Raw genomic sequence first — 19,753 nt, forward strand, 5'->3', positions numbered from 1 at the left:
CCAGTGCCAGTGCAGCAAAAAGTTATTTGTATGTATTGAATAACCTCGAATCTTTTTCGTCGCGCTGTCTGCGGCGGATAAGTACAATTTTAGACCTTCATTCAGGATTAAAAAGGGAGGTATTTTGATAGCCTCTTTCAAAAAAAATGAATGAATTTTGCGCGTCAGTGATGATTTCATTGAAAGATTTTCTGAAGTGATGGATCTGTGTACATAGGTTGTGCAGACAGCAAATCGTGCTATTTCCGTAGCAGGCTCGCATTACTGATAATAAATCCCCCTCGGTCCTTGAGTTTCCCCGCTAGCGCAAGTATGATTACGCGTCATTTTTTCAGCCGCACACACATACACGTTCCTTGCTTCCATGGGCCGCGGTTGACCCTGACAGGAGGCTGAATAATCCGTAAGGAGCAATTCGATGCGTCATTACGAAATCGTTTTTATGGTCCATCCTGACCAAAGCGAACAGGTTCCGGGCATGATCGAGCGTTACAGTGCTACCATCACTAACGCTGCTGGTCAGATTCACCGTCTGGAAGACTGGGGCCGCCGTCAACTGGCTTACCCGATCAACAAACTGCACAAAGCTCACTACGTTCTGCTGAACGTTGAAGCTCCGCAGGAAGCGATCGATGAGCTGGAAACAAACTTCCGCTTCAACGACGCCGTTATCCGTAGCATGGTTATGCGCGTTAAGCACGCGGTAACTGAAGCATCTCCGATGGTTAAAGCGAAAGATGAACGTCGTGGCGATCGCCGCGAAGACTTCGCTAACGAAACCGCAGATGATGCAGATGCTGGGGATTCTGAAGAGTAATTGCTGCCGTGACATCTAATCGTCTGGTTTTGTCGGGCACTGTGTGCAAGACGCCGGTTCGAAAAGTGAGTCCTTCCGGGATACCCCACTGCCAATTTGTGCTTGAGCACCGTTCGCAGCAAATGGAAGCCGGATTCAGCAGACAAGCATGGTGCCGAATGCCCGTGGTTGTCAGCGGACAACAGTCACAAGCACTAACTCAAAGATTAACGGTCGGCAGTCAGATAACCGTGCAAGGCTTTGTTAGCAGCCATCAAGGGCGCAACGGGCTGAACAAACTGGTTCTGCATGCCGAGCAGATTGAATTGATAGATTCTGGAGACTAGCCTAATGGCACGTTATTTCCGTCGTCGCAAGTTCTGCCGTTTCACCGCGGAAGGCGTTCAAGAGATTGACTATAAAGACATCGCTACGCTGAAAAACTACATCACTGAAAGTGGTAAAATTGTCCCGAGCCGTATTACCGGTACTCGTGCAAAATATCAGCGCCAGCTGGCCCGTGCTATCAAGCGCGCGCGCTACCTGTCTTTGTTGCCGTACACTGATCGTCATCAGTAATCGGCCACTGTCCATTAACGACTTTGAGAGGATAAGGTAATGCAAGTTATTCTGCTTGATAAAGTAGCAAACCTGGGCAGCCTGGGTGATCAAGTTAACGTTAAAGCGGGCTACGCCCGTAACTTCCTGGTACCACAGGGCAAAGCTGTTCCTGCTACCAAGAAAAACGTAGAGTTCTTCGAAGCACGTCGTGCAGAACTGGAAGCTAAACTGGCTGACGTTCTGGGCGCTGCTGAAGCTCGCGCAACCAAGATCAACGAACTGGGTTCAGTCACCATCGCGTCTAAATCAGGCGACGAAGGTAAACTGTTCGGCTCTATCGGCACCCGCGACATCGCTGACGCAGTTACTGCGGCAGGCGTTGAAGTTGCCAAGAGCGAAGTTCGTCTGCCGAATGGCGTTCTGCGTACCACTGGTGAACACGAAGTTCACTTCCAGGTACACAGCGACGTGTTCGCACAGCTGAATGTAGTTGTGGTAGCAGAAGCTTAATCGCTCCTGTTCACCAAGTTAAAACGCCAGCCTCGTGCTGGCGTTTTGCTTTTCTGCGCCCGGTAAAACGCGTTATTCTGCCAGCACCTTGGGTGAGGAGCAGCGGCAAATGGCAGAGATTCACTTAGAACGCGTGTATGGGTTTACAGGCCCTGCACCGGTTAACTGTTACCTGATTGACCGGTTATGGCCGCGGGGCATCAGTAAGGAGCAGTTACTGGGAGTGCAGTGGCTAAAAGAGATTGCGCCAGATAACACACTACGACAGTGGTTTCACCAGCACCTTGAACAGTGGGAATTATTTGAGAGCCGTTACCGGCAGCAATTGGCTGAAAATGACGCCTGGCGGCCCCTGGTGGCGTTATTACGGCAAGGGGAGCCCTTAACCTTGCTCTATGGCAGCAAAGACACACAGCACAACCACGGCATCGTGCTGCGCGACTTTTTATTGGCGCAGATTTAAGTTGCCTGGCCATTGCGTGCGATCACGCGGTCAATGGCGGGGCAAGGTTTAACGCTCGCGGCGATAGCTACCGTCGGCCTGGCGGCGGAATAATACCTGAGTGTTATCCGCGGCAGTGACCGATAACGCAGTAATCACGCCGTTGGTGTCACGTTCGATACGCACTTCCTGGCCGGCCTTCATGTTGCTGAGTGGTTTATCGTTACCTTCCACCTGCGCCATCGCGAAGACTTCATTCACCGGCAGACTATTGTCGCGGAACAGTTGCGCCAGCGTTTGCCCTGGTTGGATCTGGTAACGCTGCCAGTTGCCGGCGGGTTCCGGTTCGGCGGCGTGCTGCTGCTGAGGATCATTTTGCAGATCGGCCTGCAGGGGTATGTTGTTGCCCTGCTGGGTGACCGGGAATGGCTGCCCGCTGTTTTCCGATGAATACGGCCACAGCAGTGCCAGTAGCAAGATGCAGCCGAAAATCAGTGTCCAGCGGCGGTGGAAATAGGGTAATGGCTCCATCCAACCGAAGCCGTCCGGCAGGTGCCAGATCTTCAGCAGTAGCGCTTTGATGTTTTGCCCCTTACCGCTTTCCGGTGGTTGTTCTGAATCCGGATTCTCTACTGCCTCTGGCGCGGACCCCGGCTTCAGGCGCTGGCTGAAGTTCAACCAGGTGCGCAACAACGGCTGGTAGACTCGGGTGGTCTTCCTTCTCCTGGGCGAGATTCTGCCCATGGTAACCTCTCTTCAACGGCGTAAAAATATCACGGTACAAAAGGGTGTACCGCCGACCCGATGCCCTGTTTCCAGTATAGTCTGCTAACTGATTGAAGTGAAAGGCAGCAGCAAACCCATGCCTGTTGCGACAGGCGATTCGCCTGGGCTCGCGGGAGCGGGTGTTAACTGAGGGTTATTGTTTCTTTTTCTACGACAAAAGTCATCATTCTCCACACAAGATTTTACCCGGCATTGCGGCGCTGTTATGCTGCGCTTTCGACTTTTTACAGACTAAAGGAAAACCCCATGACAACCCCTTCTTTTGACAGCGTTGAAGCGCAGGCGAGCTACGGGATTGGTTTACAGGTCGGCCAGCAGTTACAAGAGTCCGGTCTGGAAGGTTTACAACCGGAAGCTTTGCTGGCAGGTTTGCGTGACGCGCTGGAAGGGAATGCCCCGGCGGTTCCGGTAGACGTGGTGCACCGTGCGCTGCGTGAAATCCACGAACGTGCGGATGCCGTGCGTCGTGATCGTCAACAGGCGATGGCTGTTGAAGGCCAGAAATTCCTGGAAGACAACGCCAAGCGTGACGAAGTGACGCTGACCGAATCCGGTCTGCAGTTCTCCGTACTGGAGCAGGGCAATGGCCCAATCCCGTCCCGTCAGGATCGCGTGCGTGTGCATTACACCGGCCGTCTGATCAACGGTGACGTGTTCGACAGCTCCGTAGAGCGCGGCCAACCGGCAGAATTCCCGGTTAGCGGTGTGATCCCAGGTTGGATCGAAGCGCTGACCCTGATGCCGGTCGGTTCTAAATGGCAGTTGTATATTCCACACGACCTGGCCTACGGCGAGCGTGGTGCTGGCGCATCCATCCCGCCATTCAGCGCGCTGGTGTTTGACGTCGAACTGCTGGAAATTCTGTAATCCTCTGACAGGTTTCTCTGGGCGCCTACATGGCGCCCTTGTTTTATGCGCCGTTCAGTGCGCGCGGGAACAACAGGTTGTTCTCCAGATTGATGTGTTCCATCAGGTCACCGATGAACTCGTCGATACCGCCATACAGCGCCTGCCAGGTATTGCAGGCACCTTCTGGTGGCGTCACGTTGTTGGTGAGGAACTTTACCACTTCCAACTGTTCGCCCGCGTCGTCATGCTCATGTTCCATCACCGAGATGGGTCCACTCGCCTGGCGTCCCATACCTTGCTTGATCATCGGGAACAGGATCTGTTCTTCTTTCATCATATGATTTTCCAGATCCAGCCGGATCAGGTTCAACTGTTTCGCCAGTCCACGTGGACAGGTGGGTTTGTCGGCATGAACCCGTTCGACTTTTTCTGCCATCAGTACCAGCTCGGCTAACTGTTCACGGTGCCGCTGATGGAAGCGTGGCAGGATATAGTCAATCACTTCGCCGAGGGGCGCAGTGCGCCAGTCGCGGGTTTGTTCCGGTTTGGCGGCGAGGACGGCCAATTCGGTTTCCAGCCGGTCGATATCCAGCCCTCTGCGCTCGGCGGCGCGTTGCAGCGTTTGTTTGCCGCCACAGCAGAAATCCAAGTCGTTCAGGCGGAACAGGCGTGATGCCCGGGGAATAGCGATGGCGAGAGCGCCGAGGGATTGGTCACGGTAATTCATAGGAAGGCCTCTTTAAATGAAAAACTATAACATGCATTTTAAATGCAATTTAAAGGGCGCGCCAGAGAGAAAAAGGGATAGATGGCCAGAGGGAAGGTGATTTCCCCTCCGGCCTACTGCTTATTTGCTGCTTAAATCAATCTGATAAACCGCAAATCCAATGTTATCCGTACCTTCGGATTTCATTGGATACTGGGCATGGGTTTTGATAAACGCCGTAGCCTTCTCGCTTGGTGATGTTTCGAAACGAATATCCAGTGGCTGAGGGTTACTGAACGTCGCCAAACGCCAGTTATTATCCACCTGTGGCCGTACTGCGCCATGCAGCTGAGTTTCAGCGCTGATATAAGCGGCCAGCACCGAACGATTCTCATCCGGCGAAGCGAAGGCAATATGTTGATCGCCGGTGCCGGCAAACTTACCACCGTAAGCACGGTAGTTATTGGTGGCAACCAGGAAGGTGGCGTTTGGGTCAATAGGCTTGCCTTTGAACGTCAGATCTTTGATGCGTTCCGCCTTATCGTTGATCAACTGGCATTCACCGTCGTAACGCGCAGGCTGGCTGACGTCGATCTGGTAATTTACCCCGTCAATCACATCAAAGTTATAGGTGCGGAAACCGTCCCAGTTGATCAGGCCCTGTGGTTTGGGGCTGTTAACGTCGATCTGATTAAATTGCCCAGCGGAACACTCGAGCCACTCCTTCACCTCTTTGCCGCTGGCTTTCACGACCACCAAGGTATTGGGATAGAGGTAAAGATCCGAAGCGTTACGGAAGGTGAGCTGGCCTTTTTCCACTTCGACGAAGCTGGCCGGATCGTTTTTGCGTCCGCCCACCTTGAACGGTGCAGCGGCTGACAGCACGGGCAGGTCGGCCAGGTCGGGATCGCCCTGAATATAGTGCTCCACGTAAGCCTTCTGCGCGTTATTCACGATTTGCACTGTGGGATCATCCTGAATCAGTGCCAAATAGCTGTACATGTTGTCGTCCGCTTTACCGACGGGTTTACTGACGAAATCACGTGTGCCTTTATGATCTTCCGCCAGGACTTTCACCAGACTGGCATCTTCTGCGGCCAGCGATTTCTTGTTCTCTTTGTCGTAGATTGGCCGTGCTTCCGCTTTGGCGGAGGCCACTTTCCAACTGCCAGAGTCGTTGTTTAGCTGCAGATCGACTACGCCGAGGTGATCACCCCATTGACCCGGCATTACCGCAGGTATGCCATTGAGCGTACCCTGTGCAATGTCTGCGCCTTTGATATTGGCAAAGTCCTTACTTGGGAACACGGCGTGAGCATGGCCGAACATGATGGCGTCAATGCCTGGTACTTGGCTGAGGTAGTACACCGAATTTTCTGCCATTGCCTTGTATGGCTCGCTGGACAAGCCGGAGTGCGGGATAGCGACCACCAGGTCGGCGCCTTGTTTGCGCATTTCCGGTACATAGCGTTTAGCGGTTTCGGTGATGTCGTTAACCCTAACCTTGCCCTGCAAGTTGGCTTTATCCCAGACCAAAATTTGCGGCGGTACAAAACCGATATAGCCAATTCGCAAAGTATGTTCTTTGCCATCACGATCTTTTACCGGTGTATCGACGATAATGTAAGGTGTGAACAAGGGTTTCTGTGTTTTAGCGTCGATGACGTTGGCGTTGATATACGGGAATTTGGCTCCGGCAATGGCATTTTTCAGGTAGTCGAGCCCGTAGTTGAACTCGTGGTTACCGATGTTGCCAACCACATAGTTCAGGGTATTCATCGCTTTATACACCGGGTGAACATCTCCCGGCTTCAAGCCTTTGGCCGCCATATAGTCGCCGAGCGGGCTACCCTGAATAATGTCGCCATTGTCCACCAACACCGTATTGGCCGCTTGTTGACGAGCCTGTTCAATCAGGCTGGCGGTACGCACCAGACCGAATTTATCGGTCGGTTTATCCTTGTAGTAATCGAAGTCCATCATGTTGCTGTGCAGGTCGGTCGTTTCCAGCACGCGCAGATCGACCGTAGCCGCCTGCACCGAGGCGCAAACCAGTACAGCGAGGGCAGACAACGTCAGCGAACGCTTCATCATTTTTGGCTTTCTCCATTCCATTTTTCGAGTTTTATCGCAGAGGGACATGTAATTAACATTGGTTGTCTCACCAAACTGTGAAGTGTGGCAGAAAACTGACCGAGGTATCTGAGGAAATATCGCAGTTGTGACGGGAAAGACTTGAGTAATTACCGCAGGTTAAATCGTTATGATGGATATTCCCTGCAAAAAAAACTAGGCTGCTAGCAATGAGAAAGGGGAAATGCCCCACTGAACTGTATACCCGTCATACTTGAAGTTGCCTCTTTGTTGGCTACGTCTGGTCACTCCGGTCACATAGTGGACTGTGCTCCGGGGATTCGTAGACTTTCCACCGCGATGCAGCTCCAGTTATTCAGGGTATTTATCTGAGGTGAATGATGTTAGAACAAATTTGCCAACTGTCCCGCGAGGCGGGTGCGGCGATCATGGCGGTGTATCAAGGTGAACAACCGCTTGATGCTGCAAAGAAAAAAGACGATTCTCCGGTGACAGCGGCCGACTTGGCGGCGCACCATATTATCAAACGCGGTCTTGCGGTATTAACGCCGGGCATCCCGCTGCTCTCAGAGGAAGATCCACCGGTGTGGACTGAACGGCAGAGCTGGACGCGTTATTGGCTGGTCGATCCGTTGGACGGCACCAAGGAATTCCTCAACCGCAATGGTGAATTCACGGTAAATATTGCGCTGATTGAAGACGGCCAAGCCGTGATGGGCGTGGTTTACGCCCCGGCGATTGACGTGCTGTATCTGGCCGAGCGCGGCAAAGCCTGGAAAGAAGAAAAGGGCCGACGCCAGGCCATTAGCGTCAGTAACGCCCACCCACCGCTGGTGGTCGTCAGCCGCTCACACAGTGACGAAGAATTGAAGGATTACCTGAACCAGTTGGGCGAGCATCAGACGGTTTCTGTCGGATCCTCGTTAAAGTTTTGTCTGGTCGCGGAAGGTAAAGCGCAGCTGTACCCACGTTTTGGGCCAACTAACATCTGGGATACCGCTGCCGGTCATGCCGTCGCCGTTGCGGCCGGGGCGCAGATCCACGATTGGCAGGGCAAACCTCTGCTCTACACACCGCGTGAATCGTTCCTTAACCCCGGCTTTCGGGTATCGCTGTTCTAATTTACTTTGCCAGAAGCTGGTGCAGTTGGGTCATGACCTGCTGCACTTCTTCCGGTGTCAGTGCGCCGTCTTTGGCAAACTGGATCCTGCCTTGATTATCCAACACCACAATGGCTGAGCCCTTTGGCTGCAGATCCCACGCTTTTCGTACATTGCCGTTGCTGTCGACAATAAACTGCGACCACGGGAACTCTTTCTTGCTGTCTTCAATGCTGTTGCGCACAAACATCGCGGTGCCGAGCAACGCATCGTCGGTATTCACAATTGTCGTCGTTTGGTAACGATCGTGCGGTAGCTTAGCTTTCTTAATCGCTTCTATCAGTGGGTCGTTCATGTCCTTGGCAGAACTGCGGCCGGCAATGTGTTGGATCACTCGCACTTTCCCACTGAGCTGCGCGCTATTCCAGTTTTGATAGCTAAACTTATTATTAGCGTAATCCAACTCTCCTTTATCGCTGACGCCAACCGGTGCGACGCGTTGCTGGAGCTGGAAGTTGTGCGCGGAGGCAAAAAGGGGAGCAAACAGCAGGGATACAATGAGCATGTGACTTTTTTTCATGCCTTCTCCTTAAGGGGAAATGGTGCCGACAGCACCCGATAGCCTAAAGCATAGGTGGTGATCAGAGGTCTGTCCTGTTAGCCGGATCGCAGTTTTTCCTTCTGGGGGCAAATGCCTGTATTTTGAAGGGATATACTGAAAAAGTTATATATTATCATATACAATTCTGTCAAAAAGTGTAAATCCAGTGCAGATCTCCAAGCGGAAATGAACGATATGGTCTTTACTGGGTCTACTACATGGCAATCACGTTGCGTTCTTATTTTAGAGGCTGCCACCTTGGCGGCTCGCTGAGCGCATGGACAAACGGAGGAGAGTAATAGAATGAGAATCTTCCAGCGTTATAATCCGTTGAAAGTGGCAAAGTATGTAAAGACCTTGTTTCGCGGTCGGCTGTATATCAAAGATGTTGGTGCGTTTGAATTCGATGAAGGAAAAATCCTGTTGCCAAAAATCCGCGACAGGCGCCATTTCAGTGTGATGTCAGAGGTAAACCGTCAGGTGTTGCTGCTGCAGTCTGAAATGGGGTGATTGGGCACAGAGCGCCAATCAAAAAATACGGCCCCGAGGGGGCCGTTTATGTTTTTGCTGTAGGTGCGTCAGGCTGAAGGGGTGTCGTCCGGCGCTTTTGGCAGCGTCGACGCCGGCTTATCGCTCAACCGGGTGACCAGCAGCTGGTCAATCTTGTAGCTGTCGATATCTACCACTTCAAACTTGTAGCCGGCATATTTGACGAAATCGGTACGCTTAGGGATCTTGCGCAGCATATACATCATAAAGCCGCCAATAGTCTCGTAGTTACCTGCTTGTGGGAACTCGTCGATATCCAGCACGCGCATCACGTCATCGATAGGCGTACCGCCTTCAATCAGCCATGAGTTCTCATCACGCGCCACGATCTGTTCTTCCTGACCCTGGCCGACCAAATCACCCATCAGCGTGGTCATTACGTCATTCAGCGTGATGATGCCCACAACCAACGCATATTCATTGAGAATGACGGCAAAGTCTTCACCCGCCGTTTTAAAGCTTTCCAATGCTTCAGACAACGTCAGGGTATCTGGCACGATCAGGGCTGAACGGATCTGCACACCACTGCTCAATACCAGGCTTTGATTACCCAGCACGCGGTTTAACAAGTCTTTGGAGTCAACGTAGCCGACAACCTGATCGATATTGCCGTCACACACCAGGAACTTGGAGTGCGGATGCGTTGAGACTTTCTCGATGATGCTTTCTTCGCTCTCGCGCAGATCAAAGTAAACCACGCTTTCACGTGAGGTCATCGACGAAGGCACCGTACGTGATTCCAGCTCGAAAACGTTTTCGATCAGTTCATGCTCTTGCTTACGCAGAACGCCAGCCAGCGCACCGGCTTCCACCACCGCATAGATATCGTCGGAGGTGATGTCGTCTTTACGCACCATCGGCAGTTTGAACAGACGGAAAATCAGGTTTGCCATACCGTTGAAGAACCAAACCAGCGGCCGGAAAATCATGATCGAGAAACGCATCGGGTTGATGATCCGGACGGCGACCGTCTCTGGTGCAATCATACCGATGCGCTTCGGCGTCAAATCTGCGAACAGGATAAACAAGCTGGTCACCAGCACGAACGAGCAGATGAAGCTAACCTGCTCAGCCATCTCTGGGGATAAGAAACGGTCGAACAACACTTTAAAACTAGGAGAAAAGGCTGCATCACCGACGATACCACCCAGGATGGCGACGGCGTTCAGGCCAATCTGCACCACGGTAAAGAACAACCCCGGCGTTTCTTGCAGCTTGAGGACTTTGGTAGCATTGACGTTACCTTCGTCAGCCATCAGTTTCAGTTTAATCTTGCGTGACGCGGCCAGAGATATTTCCGACAGCGAGAAAAACGCACTCACTGCGATCAGAAAAAGAATCAGTAAAATACTGTTTAACATAATCTATCCATACGTGCCGACGGGATGACGGCGCTCTTGAGGAAGGGTAGTACATTGTAAAAAAAGTAGTGATAACAACCAGAAAGGAGGCTATCAGGCCGCAGATGCGGCCCGCACAGTATAGCAGCAGCCTTACAGGAGCCGCCAGCGGTTAAAAATTACCGCTGGCCAGTGAGTTAGCGTTGAGGAGGCAAGCAGACACCGATACCGCCCAAGCCACAGTAGCCTTCAGGGTTCTTGTACAGATATTGCTGGTGGTCATCTTCGGCATAGTAAAACGGCAGCGCGGGCACGACTTCAGTCGTGATGGTGCGCTTGTCGCCCGCTTCAACCATGGCCCGCTGGAAGCGCTGCAGGCTGTTTTCGGCTTCGGCCTGCTGTTCTGGCGTTAGCGTATAAATTGCCGAGCGGTACTGGGTGCCGACATCGCCACCTTGACGCATGCCCTGTGCCGGGTCGTGGTTTTCCCAGAAGACCTGCAGCAGCTGCTTATAGCTGATGATTTTCGGATCGAACACGACACGAACCACCTCGGTATGGCCGGTCTGGCCACTGCACACTTCACGGTAGGTTGGATTCGGCGTATAGCCGCCGCTGTAGCCCGCAGCGGTGCTGTATACCCCCGGCTGTTGCCAGAACAGGCGCTCCACACCCCAGAAACAGCCCATGGCGAAGATCGCTACCGCCATGCCATCCGGCACGTGAGTCATCGAATGATCGGTGACCACATTGAGTGTGGCAACCGGCATGGGAGTCGTGCGGCCAGGCAGTGCGTTCGCCTTGTCGACGGTTTGTGTTTTATCAAAAAATGGCACCACGGTTGACTCCTGTTGTCACAGTAAGAATTGGCCTAAGACGCGGCAGTTCGGTTGTATCTAACCGAAACTTTGCCCACAATAAGCTACATATTCAGATTATGTATCAGATTAACGCAGTATTTAGAGCGCCAAAAGCGAAGAATGCGCCAGTTTACTGCGACAGTAAAACCGTAACATGCAGCGTCTGGAATAATGCTGAAAGGGCTGCCGTCTTGATAGCGCGGAGTATGCCCTGGTACCAGAGCGAGTGTTATTACAGGAAAGTAAAATAAATTAAGGAGAACGCGTGCCACGATACCGAGCCCTGTGCTTTTTGTGTGCGCTGCTCGCGACGCCTGCGGCGTATTCGGCGAATGTGCGGCTGCAGGTTGAAGGACTTAGCGGGGAACTGGAAAAAAACGTCCGGGTGCGTTTGTCATCCATCACGCCGGAAGAGGTCAGCACTGACGGCCGTTTCCGCGCACGCGTGGATGAAGCTGTCCGTCAGGGGCTGCGAGCGCTCGGCTATTATCAACCCACCATCGACTTTACCCTGGACGATCGCCCAGGTCTGTCACGTCCGGTATTGCATGCCAAGGTGAACCCAGGTGAACCCGTGCGGATTGCCGGTGCCAATATTGTGTTGGAAGGCGGCGCGAAAACCGATGACGACTACCTGGCACTGGTCAAGAAAGGCAAGCCGACGATAGGTGAGATCCTCAATCACGGCAAGTACGACAGCTTTAAAGGGTCATTGACCGGCATGGCGCTTCGCAAAGGCTATTTCGATGCTGACATGACCAAAAGCCAGCTTGGTGTCGCGGAAGATCTGCATAAGGCCTATTGGGACATCGACTTCAACAGCGGACAGCGTTATCGCTTCGGCCAAGTAAAGTTCAGCGGCTCGCAAATCCGTGAAGACTATCTGCAAAATCTGGTGCCCTTTCATCAGGGGGATTACTACAGCTCGGAGGATTTGGCCGAGCTGAACCGCCGTTTGTCCGCCACCAACTGGTTTAACTCGGTGGTTGTGTCTCCTGATTTCCAAGACGCCAAAGAGAACAAGATTTTGCCGCTAGATGCGTTGGTGACGCCACGCACCCGCAACACCATTGAAACCGGGGTGGGTTATTCCACGGATGTTGGCCCGCGCGTGAAGGGCACCTGGAAAAAACCGTGGCTCAACGATCGTGGTCACAGCCTGGAAACCAGCGCCAGTGTTTCGGCCCCGGAACAGCAGCTCGATTTGACCTATAAAATCCCGTTGCTGAAGAATCCGCTTGAGCAGTATTACCTGCTGCAAGGGGGGTTCAAAAACGTCGACCTCAACGATACCAAATCCGTCACGTCAAAAGCCGTGGTCTCCCGTAACTGGGATCTGTCCAGCGGCTGGCAACGGGCGATAAACCTCACCTGGCGTTGGGACCACTTTACTCAGGGTACCGTGACCAATACGACTATGCTGCTGTATCCCGGGGTGAGCGTAAACCGGACCCGTTCCCGGGGTGGTTTGATGCCGACCTGGGGTGACAGTCAACGTTATTCTATTGATGTGTCCGACAGCACCTGGGGTTCGGACGTGGACTTTGCGCTGATGCAGGCTCAGAACGTCTGGATTCGCACGTTGGCCGACAAGCACCGCTTTGTTGCGCGTGGGCAGGTAGGGTGGATTGAAACCAACGACTTTGAAAGAGTCCCGCCAGACCTGCGATTCTTCGCCGGTGGTGACCGCAGTATTCGCGGTTATAAATACAAGGGCATTTCCCCTCGCGACGACGACGGCAAGTTGACCGGGGCCTCTAAAATGCTGACCGGTTCGCTGGAGTATCAATATAACGTGACCGGCAAATGGTGGGGCGCAGTGTTTGTGGATTCCGGTGAAGCCGTAAACGATATCACCCAGAGTAATTTCAAGACCGGTGCCGGTTTTGGTGTGCGCTGGCAGTCACCGGTCGGCCCGGTGAAACTGGATATCGCTGCTCCGGTTGGGGATAAAGATACCCACGGGGTGCAGTTCTATATTGGTTTGGGGCCTGAACTATGAGCCTGATAAAAAAGATTTGCCTGGGTTTCCTGATTATTCTGCTGCTGCTGATTGGCGGGGTTGCGTTCTTGCTGGGCACCACCAGTGGTTTGCATATGGTGATAAACGGTGCGGCGCGTTGGGTGCCGGGACTGGATATTGCCAGTGTCAGCGGCGGTTGGCGTGATCTGACGCTGAAAGGCGTGAAATATCAAATGCCGGGTGTCACCGTGAATGCCGGGCAGTTCCATTTGTCACTCGATCTGGCCTGCTTTAAAAACAGTGCGTTGTGCGTCAATGCGTTGACGGCACAGGACGTGGACGTCGTGGTGAAAACCAAAGAAATGACGCCGTCCGCGCCAGTCGAAGAGACCAGCGAGCCAACAACCAATCTCAGCACGCCATACCCGATTACTTTGCGCATGTTGGCGCTGAATAACGTCAAAGTCAGCGTAGACGACACGGCGATTTCGCTTGCTGAATTCCGTACCGGTGCTCAGTGGCAGGAACGTGCGTTGACACTGCTGCCAACCAAGATCAGCGGATTACTGATCGCACTGCCGAAAACGCCGCAAAATCCGCTGCCGGAGGCCGTGCAGCCGGTGGTAGACGCAGCGAAGAAAGTAGAGGAAAAGGCCAATCCGGCCACGAAACCCGTACCGCAGCCCGAAGAGAAGCCACTGGGCGAAACGCTGAAAGAACTGTTCGCGAAACCGTTGCTGCCGGACTTGCCGGATATCCGTTTGCCGCTGGACATCACCGTCAAGGAGATCAGGGGTGAACAGCTACGGCTGACAGGGGATACCGACGTACTGATCGCAAGCTTGCTGTTGCAGGCCAGCACTCAAGATCAGCATATCAAGCTGGACAATTTCGATGTGAAATCCCCACAGGGCACGTTGTCAGCGCAAGGGCAGGCAACGCTGACCGGCAGTTGGCCGGTAGAGATGGTCGCCAACGGCACGGTGAACATCGAACCGCTGAAAGGCGAAAAGATCAAACTGAACATTGGCGGTGGTTTACGCGAAGAACTCAAGGTCGCACTCAACCTCTCTGGGCCCGTTGGCGCGCAGCTTGATCTACAAACCCAATTGGCCGAGGCCGGTTTGCCGCTCGCGTTGACGCTGCAAAGCAAACAACTGAAATGGCCTCTGAGCGGTGAGGCGCAGTACCAGATCAATGATTTCCGCCTGCGTTTCAATGGCAAGGCGACCGATTATGCGTTGTCGACACGTGCAAATATCAAAGGGCAGGATCTGCCCCCAGCCGTATTGACGCTGGACGGTAAAGGCAACACTGACCAGTTTAAGCTGGAACGCCTGCGGTTGGCCGCCTTGCAGGGCAATACCGATCTGACGGCGCTGGTGGACTGGAGTAAGGCTATCAGCTGGAATTCACAGCTGACACTGAGTGGGATCAATACCGCTAAGCAGTGGCCGGAATGGCCAGCGAAGTTGGACGGTAAAATCACCACGCGTGGCAGCCTGCACGGCGGCAGTTGGCAATTGCAGGTCCCCGTGCTGCAACTCGACGGTAACGTGAAGCAGAACAAGGTCACTGCACGTGGCACGCTTAGCGGCAATGCCGCCGGTCAGTGGAAAATCCCAGGTATCGACCTGACGCTGGGACGCAACCAACTGAACGTGAAGGGCCAACTGGATGAAAAGAGTTGGAACCTGGATGCAAATATTGACGCACCGCGTCTGGACGGTGCCCTGCCAGGGCTCGGCGGTACGGCGAAAGGCTTGATTAAACTGCGTGGTAACCTGCAGGCACCTCAATTATTGGCCGATCTGACCGCGTCTGGTCTGCAGTGGCAGGCGTTACGCATTAACCGTGTGAAAATCGACGGCGACGTGCGTTCCAGCGATCAAATTCAGGGCCAACTGGCTGTGCGTGTTGAACGGCTCAAGCAAGATGCGTTGGACATCAACCTGCTGACGCTGGATGCCAAAGGCAGTGAAAAACAGCATCAGTTGCAACTGAAAATTGATGGCAAACCGGTATCCGGCCAACTGGCGTTGCAAGGCAGTTTCGACCGTCAGCAGCAACGCTGGCGCGGCAACCTGAACAACACGCGTTTCGATACGCCGGTGGGCGAATGGCGATTAACGCGCGCCATTGCGCTGGATTACCTGAATACCGCGCAGAAAATCAGTATTGGGCCACATTGCTGGCAGAACCCGAATGCCGAACTGTGCGTGCCGAAAACTATCGAAGCTGGTCAGAGCGGCCAGGCAAGCGTTGTGCTGAACCGTTTTGATCTGGCGATGATCAAACCTTTCCTTGGCCCGGAGACGGCTCTGAGTGGCGTCTTTACCGGACGGGCCGACGTTAGCTGGAAGCCTGGTGGTGCACTGCCAGAGGCGAAAGTCTCGTTGGTGGGCAACGGGGTTAAAGTGGTACAGCAGGTGCAGGGGAATCCATTGCCGATTGCCTTTGACAAGTTGAACCTCAATGCCGGCCTCACCAACGGTCGGGCGCAGGCCGATTGGTTGATCAAACTGAATAACAATGGCCAGTTTGACGGCAATATTCAGGTGGCTGATCCACAGGTACGCCGCAATATCAGCGGTAACGTCAATATCACGAATCTTTCACTGGCGATGATTAACCCGGCGCTGATGCAGGGCGAAAAAGCCGCGGGTATGTTGAACGCCAACCTGCGTTTGGGCGGCAGTGCATTAAAGCCTTTAGTGTATGGCCGGATGGCTCTGGACAAGGTGAAGGTGCAGGGGCACTGGATGCCGTTTGACATGACGGAAGGCCGGCTGGCGATGAATTTCGACGGCATGACGTCGACGTTGGAAGGGTTGGTCAGCACGACCCACGGTCAGCTTAACCTGTCCGGTGATGCCGATTGGCGTGATATCAACGCATGGCGTGCACGCATTGCCGCTAAGGGCGATAAGCTACGCGTGACGGTACCGCCCATGATCCGGATTGATGTGTCGCCGGATTTGATATTCGAGGCCACGCCGCAGCTGTTCTCGCTCAACGGTTCCGTTGATATTCCTTGGGCGCGCATTACGGTGCAGGAACTACCAGAGAGCGCTGTGGGTGTTTCCTCAGACGAGGTGATGCTGGATGATCAACTGAAGCCGTTACAACCGAAAACGGCGGCGATCCCGATCAATAGCAACCTGATGATCCACGTTGGCAATGACGTGCGGCTTGATGCCTTTGGTCTGAAGGCGCGATTAAAGGGCGATCTGAAAGTTGTGCAGGATAAAAACGGGTTGGGCTTGAATGGTCAGATTGACATCCCATCCGGGCGCTTCCATGCTTATGGTCAGGATTTGATTGTCCGCAAGGGACAGCTGCTGTTCTCGGGGCCACCGGATCAGCCGTTGTTGAACCTTGAGGCCATCCGTAATCCGGAGTCGACCGAAGACGATGTCACCGCAGGGGTGCGCGTCACCGGGCTGGCTGATGCGCCGAAGTTGGAGGTGTTCTCGGACCCGGCAAAATCGCAGCAGGAAGCGCTGTCTTATCTGTTGCGTGGGCAAGGACTGAATAGCTCCGGCGCTGATGGTAACGCAATGACCTCAATGTTAATTGGGATGGGGGTTGCACAAAGTGGTCAACTTGTGGGTAAAATCGGCGAGGCGTTTGGCGTAAGTAATTTGGCCCTGGATACTCAAGGGGTCGGTGACAGTTCGCAGGTTGTCGTGAGCGGTTATGTTCTCCCAGGCTTACAAGTAAAATATGGGGTGGGTATATTCGACTCACTGGCCACGCTGACGTTGCGCTACCGCCTGATGCCTAAGTTGTATCTGGAAGCGGTGTCTGGTCTCGACCAGGCATTAGATTTGCTCTATCAGTTTGAGTTTTAGCGATGCGAATAATTGTCTACGGCAGTTTACGACGCAAACAGGGAAACAGCCATTGGATGACCAACGCCCAATGGCTCGGCGAGCATGAGCTCGAAGGCTATCAGATTTATAATCTGGGCCATTACCCGGCGGCGATCCCTGGAGAGGGCACGGTACATTGTGAGGTGTACCGTATTAACTCATCGATATTGGCCGAGCTGGACGAACTGAAAAGCAACACCCGGGACTATAAGCGTGAGCTGATTCAGACGCCTTATGGGAGTGCGTGGATCTACCTGTATAAACACAGCGTAGACGGTTACCCGCGGATTCAAAGCGGAGACTGGCTGAAGCGTCTCGACGAAAAGTAAAAAAAAACACCGCTCACTGAGCGGTGTTTTTTTTCGAGCGGCAGGTAAGAATTACTTCTTGGCTGCGCGTTCGAAAGAGGCAACGATTTCAGCTTTAGCCGCAGCAGCGTCTGCCCAGCCTTCCACTTTCACCCATTTGCCTTTTTCCAGATCTTTGTAGTGCTCGAAGAAGTGAGCGATCTGCGCTTTCAGCAGTTCTGGCAGGTCGTTCACATCTTTGACGTGATCATACTCTTTGGTCAGCTTGCTGTGCGGTACGGCAACCAGTTTCGCATCTTCGCCAGCTTCGTCAGACATCTTCAGCACGCCAACCGGACGGCAGCGGATCACAGAGCCAGGCTGCAGTGGGTATGGCGTCGGCACCAGCACGTCAACCGGGTCACCGTCCAGAGACAGGGTGTGGTTGATATAACCGTAGTTGCACGGGTAGAACATCGCGGTGGACATGAAACGGTCAACGAACAGCGCGCCGGTGTCCTTGTCGATTTCATATTTGATCGGATCGGCGTTTGCCGGGATTTCGATAACTACGTAGATGTCTTCCGGCAGGTCTTTGCCAGCAGGGACCAGGTTCAAGCTCATGTCGGTTTCCTTTAATCAAACCAGAAATGGAGTGGCGGCTATTATAGCGGACTCTTTTACGAATTCCTGCCCTTTTCATCATCCACGCCCCGGCGCAGGGCCATCCATCGAATTTCCAGATAAATCTTCCTGCGGCGTTAAGTTTTCCCAAGGGTTGCCGATAACTTCATCAAATAATAATGAGTCAGCGAAGTCTGACTCTCCGTTTTACCTCCTCTACGTAAGATCTCACTATTTCTGAAGCCGGGAAGAACTCATGCTAAAAAAGATTACGGTCAAGGCCGGGCTGATTGCCCTGTTGAGCCTGATGACGCTGCTGTTGATTATGGTCAGCACGATCGGCGTCAACGCGATTAACGAAGGATCGCGCTCGTTACACACTCTGAATCAAATCCTGGGGGAAGAATTGGGGTCGCTGGCCAGCAGCTCCAACCTGACGCTGCGCGCCAGAACCGCGGCCTCACTGGCGGTGCGCCAACGGGAAATCGGCCAGATTGAGGTTTCCGACGCGACAGTGGGGCGCATTTATGACTACCTTGCGCAATCGAAGCAGGAAATGGCGCGTTTTGTCAAAGTGGGCACCGTCACCGAACGTGGCCGCGAGCTGTCTGCCCGTCTGCAAAACAGCTATCGAGCCTATTTGGAGCAAGGTGTTGGTCCGATGGCTGATGCCATCAAGGCGGGTAAAGTCGACGATTACTACGAGATTCAGGAAACCAAAATCTCTGCCTTGAGTATTGCTTTTGAGAAAGACCTGAGCGATTTCCGCAGCTTTGCGATGAAGATTGGCCAGCAGCGGGTAACGGAAGCGGAAAGTAATGCCAGTACCAAGATTACCCTGATTGTGATCGCAGGTCTGCTGAGCGTATTGCTGGCAGTATTGGCCTGGTTTGCATTGAGGTTGATTATCTTGCGCCCGCTCGATGAATCTATCGCCCAACTGGAATATATTGCAGGTGGCGATTTGACGCATACCATCACGGGCGAAGGGAATACTGAAATGGGCCGTTTGGTGCGTGCAATGCAGCGTATGCAGCAGGCTCTGGCGAGTTCGGTCAGCAAGGTACGTGATGCCAGCAGCCAAATTGATACCGGCTCGCGCGAGTTGGCTGCCGGTAACTTACATCTGGCCCAGCGCACTGAAGAGTCGGCCGCCTCGCTGGAAGAGACGGCAGCCAGCATGGAGCAATTGACCTCGACGGTGAAAATGAATGCCGAAAACTGCGAGCAGGCCAATCAACTGGCGTTGAGTGTATCTGGCATTGCCAATCAAGGCAGTGAGGTGGTCAGTCAGGTGATGAGCAAGATGCAGGCGATTACCGACAGTTCGCGTCGTATCGCCGATATCATCAGTGTGATGGACGGCATCGCTTTCCAGACCAACATTTTGGCGCTGAACGCGGCAGTAGAAGCGGCACGTGCTGGCGAACAGGGCCGTGGTTTTGCGGTCGTGGCCGGTGAGGTACGCAGTTTGGCCCAACGCAGCGCACAGTCAGCGAAAGAGATTAAAGGGCTGATTGAAGCGTCGCAGAATCGCGTGCAGGAAGGCGAGCAGATGGCAGAGTCTGCGGCGAAAACCATGAATGGCATTACCGGCGAAGTCGGGCGTGTAACGGCGTTGATGCGGGAAATCTCTGCGGCTACGCGCGAACAAAGCAGTGGGATTGAGCAGGTAAACCTGGCGGTCGCTCAGATGGACCAGGTGGCGCAACAAAATGCGGCGTTGGTCGAAGAGTCAGCGGCGGCGACACGATCGCTGGAGGATCAGGCGCAGTTACTGGCGCAGAGTATGGCGGCGTTCAAATTATAA

Annotated in this window: 19 protein-coding genes; 12 read left to right on the plus strand and 7 right to left on the minus strand. The window is 53.6% G+C overall.

Annotated features, from left to right (window positions below):
* Positions 1-418 precede the first annotated feature (418 nt).
* From rpsF to ACI2J2_RS14025, 5 genes are all read left to right on the plus strand, one after another.
* Complete coding sequence (gene rpsF, locus ACI2J2_RS14005) at positions 419-817, plus strand: 30S ribosomal protein S6 (RefSeq protein WP_006317459.1); 399 nt, start codon at positions 419-421, stop codon at positions 815-817.
* Between the two features lie 8 nt (positions 818-825).
* Positions 826-1,143, plus strand: coding sequence for a primosomal replication protein N (gene priB / locus ACI2J2_RS14010; RefSeq protein WP_037422542.1), 318 nt, complete (start codon positions 826-828; stop codon positions 1,141-1,143).
* Positions 1,144-1,147: 4 nt separating this feature from the next.
* Complete coding sequence (gene rpsR, locus ACI2J2_RS14015; RefSeq protein ID WP_000135199.1) at positions 1,148-1,375, plus strand: 30S ribosomal protein S18; 228 nt, start codon at positions 1,148-1,150, stop codon at positions 1,373-1,375.
* A 39-nt stretch (positions 1,376-1,414) separates the two neighbouring features.
* Positions 1,415-1,867 (plus strand): 50S ribosomal protein L9, encoded by a 453-nt coding sequence (rplI, locus tag ACI2J2_RS14020; RefSeq protein WP_209634300.1) that lies wholly within the window; start codon positions 1,415-1,417, stop codon positions 1,865-1,867.
* Positions 1,868-1,976: 109 nt separating this feature from the next.
* A complete protein-coding gene (locus ACI2J2_RS14025; protein WP_265556247.1) occupies positions 1,977-2,330 on the plus strand; it encodes a DUF488 domain-containing protein in 354 nt (117 codons plus the stop codon).
* A gap of 48 nt (positions 2,331-2,378) precedes the next feature.
* On the opposite strand, the gene ACI2J2_RS14030 is transcribed toward ACI2J2_RS14025, so the two are convergent.
* A complete protein-coding gene (locus ACI2J2_RS14030) occupies positions 2,379-3,053 on the minus strand; it encodes an OapA family protein (RefSeq protein ID WP_209634306.1) in 675 nt (224 codons plus the stop codon).
* A 288-nt stretch (positions 3,054-3,341) separates the two neighbouring features.
* Here ACI2J2_RS14030 and fklB point away from each other — a divergent pair, with 288 nt between their 5' ends.
* The gene (gene fklB, locus ACI2J2_RS14035; RefSeq protein ID WP_037423251.1) at positions 3,342-3,962 is read left to right on the plus strand and encodes an FKBP-type peptidyl-prolyl cis-trans isomerase; all 621 of its coding nucleotides are present in this window, start codon (positions 3,342-3,344) and stop codon (positions 3,960-3,962) included.
* Positions 3,963-4,005: 43 nt separating this feature from the next.
* Here fklB and ytfE read toward each other — a convergent pair whose 3' ends face one another.
* Together ytfE and ACI2J2_RS14045 are read right to left on the minus strand one after the other, a co-directional pair.
* Positions 4,006-4,671, minus strand: coding sequence for an iron-sulfur cluster repair protein YtfE (gene ytfE / locus ACI2J2_RS14040; protein ID WP_404760307.1), 666 nt, complete (start codon positions 4,669-4,671; stop codon positions 4,006-4,008).
* Positions 4,672-4,791: 120 nt separating this feature from the next.
* Entirely contained in the window at positions 4,792-6,744 is a 1,953-nt protein-coding gene (locus ACI2J2_RS14045) for a bifunctional 2',3'-cyclic-nucleotide 2'-phosphodiesterase/3'-nucleotidase (protein WP_209634310.1), read from the minus strand.
* Between the two features lie 380 nt (positions 6,745-7,124).
* Here ACI2J2_RS14045 and cysQ point away from each other — a divergent pair, with 380 nt between their 5' ends.
* Positions 7,125-7,865 carry a 3'(2'),5'-bisphosphate nucleotidase CysQ gene (cysQ, locus tag ACI2J2_RS14050; RefSeq protein WP_404760308.1) on the plus strand — a complete coding sequence of 247 codons (741 nt, stop codon included), beginning with the start codon at positions 7,125-7,127 and terminating at the stop codon, positions 7,863-7,865.
* 1 nt (position 7,866) lies between these two features.
* On the opposite strand, the gene ACI2J2_RS14055 is transcribed toward cysQ, so the two are convergent.
* Positions 7,867-8,424 carry a YtfJ family protein gene (locus ACI2J2_RS14055; RefSeq protein ID WP_037423240.1) on the minus strand — a complete coding sequence of 186 codons (558 nt, stop codon included), beginning with the start codon at positions 8,422-8,424 and terminating at the stop codon, positions 7,867-7,869.
* A gap of 324 nt (positions 8,425-8,748) precedes the next feature.
* Here ACI2J2_RS14055 and ACI2J2_RS14060 point away from each other — a divergent pair, with 324 nt between their 5' ends.
* A complete protein-coding gene (locus ACI2J2_RS14060; protein WP_037423237.1) occupies positions 8,749-8,955 on the plus strand; it encodes a DUF1107 domain-containing protein in 207 nt (68 codons plus the stop codon).
* Between the two features lie 68 nt (positions 8,956-9,023).
* Here the strand turns inward: ACI2J2_RS14060 and ACI2J2_RS14065 are convergent, their stop codons facing one another.
* Both ACI2J2_RS14065 and msrA read right to left on the minus strand, forming a co-directional pair.
* Positions 9,024-10,355, minus strand: a complete 1,332-nt coding sequence (locus ACI2J2_RS14065; RefSeq protein ID WP_209634314.1) for a hemolysin family protein — start codon at positions 10,353-10,355, stop codon at positions 9,024-9,026.
* A gap of 176 nt (positions 10,356-10,531) precedes the next feature.
* Positions 10,532-11,170, minus strand: a complete 639-nt coding sequence (msrA, locus tag ACI2J2_RS14070) for a peptide-methionine (S)-S-oxide reductase MsrA (RefSeq protein WP_265556264.1) — start codon at positions 11,168-11,170, stop codon at positions 10,532-10,534.
* 289 nt (positions 11,171-11,459) lie between these two features.
* On the opposite strand from msrA, the gene ACI2J2_RS14075 reads away from it, so the two are divergent.
* Genes ACI2J2_RS14075 through ACI2J2_RS14085 form a run of 3 tightly spaced genes read left to right on the plus strand, consistent with a single transcriptional unit; the run spans position 11,460 to position 17,361 of the window.
* Positions 11,460-13,196, plus strand: a complete 1,737-nt coding sequence (locus tag ACI2J2_RS14075; RefSeq protein WP_209634316.1) for an autotransporter assembly complex family protein — start codon at positions 11,460-11,462, stop codon at positions 13,194-13,196.
* Positions 13,193-17,011 carry a translocation/assembly module TamB domain-containing protein gene (locus ACI2J2_RS14080; protein ID WP_209634318.1) on the plus strand — a complete coding sequence of 1,273 codons (3,819 nt, stop codon included), beginning with the start codon at positions 13,193-13,195 and terminating at the stop codon, positions 17,009-17,011. Before ACI2J2_RS14075 ends, ACI2J2_RS14080 begins: the two co-directional genes overlap by 4 nt.
* Before the next feature lie 2 nt (positions 17,012-17,013).
* On the plus strand, positions 17,014-17,361 hold the full coding sequence (locus ACI2J2_RS14085) for a gamma-glutamylcyclotransferase (RefSeq protein ID WP_209634320.1): 348 nt from the start codon (positions 17,014-17,016) through the stop codon (positions 17,359-17,361).
* A 51-nt stretch (positions 17,362-17,412) separates the two neighbouring features.
* Here ACI2J2_RS14085 and ppa read toward each other — a convergent pair whose 3' ends face one another.
* Positions 17,413-17,943, minus strand: a complete 531-nt coding sequence (gene ppa, locus ACI2J2_RS14090) for an inorganic diphosphatase (protein ID WP_400767697.1) — start codon at positions 17,941-17,943, stop codon at positions 17,413-17,415.
* Positions 17,944-18,199: 256 nt separating this feature from the next.
* On the opposite strand from ppa, the gene ACI2J2_RS14095 reads away from it, so the two are divergent.
* On the plus strand, positions 18,200-19,753 hold the full coding sequence (locus ACI2J2_RS14095; RefSeq protein ID WP_400767695.1) for a methyl-accepting chemotaxis protein: 1,554 nt from the start codon (positions 18,200-18,202) through the stop codon (positions 19,751-19,753).

It is taken from the genome of Serratia sp. NPDC087055, assembly GCF_044900985.1.
In the GTDB taxonomy this organism is placed as follows: domain Bacteria; phylum Pseudomonadota; class Gammaproteobacteria; order Enterobacterales; family Enterobacteriaceae; genus Serratia.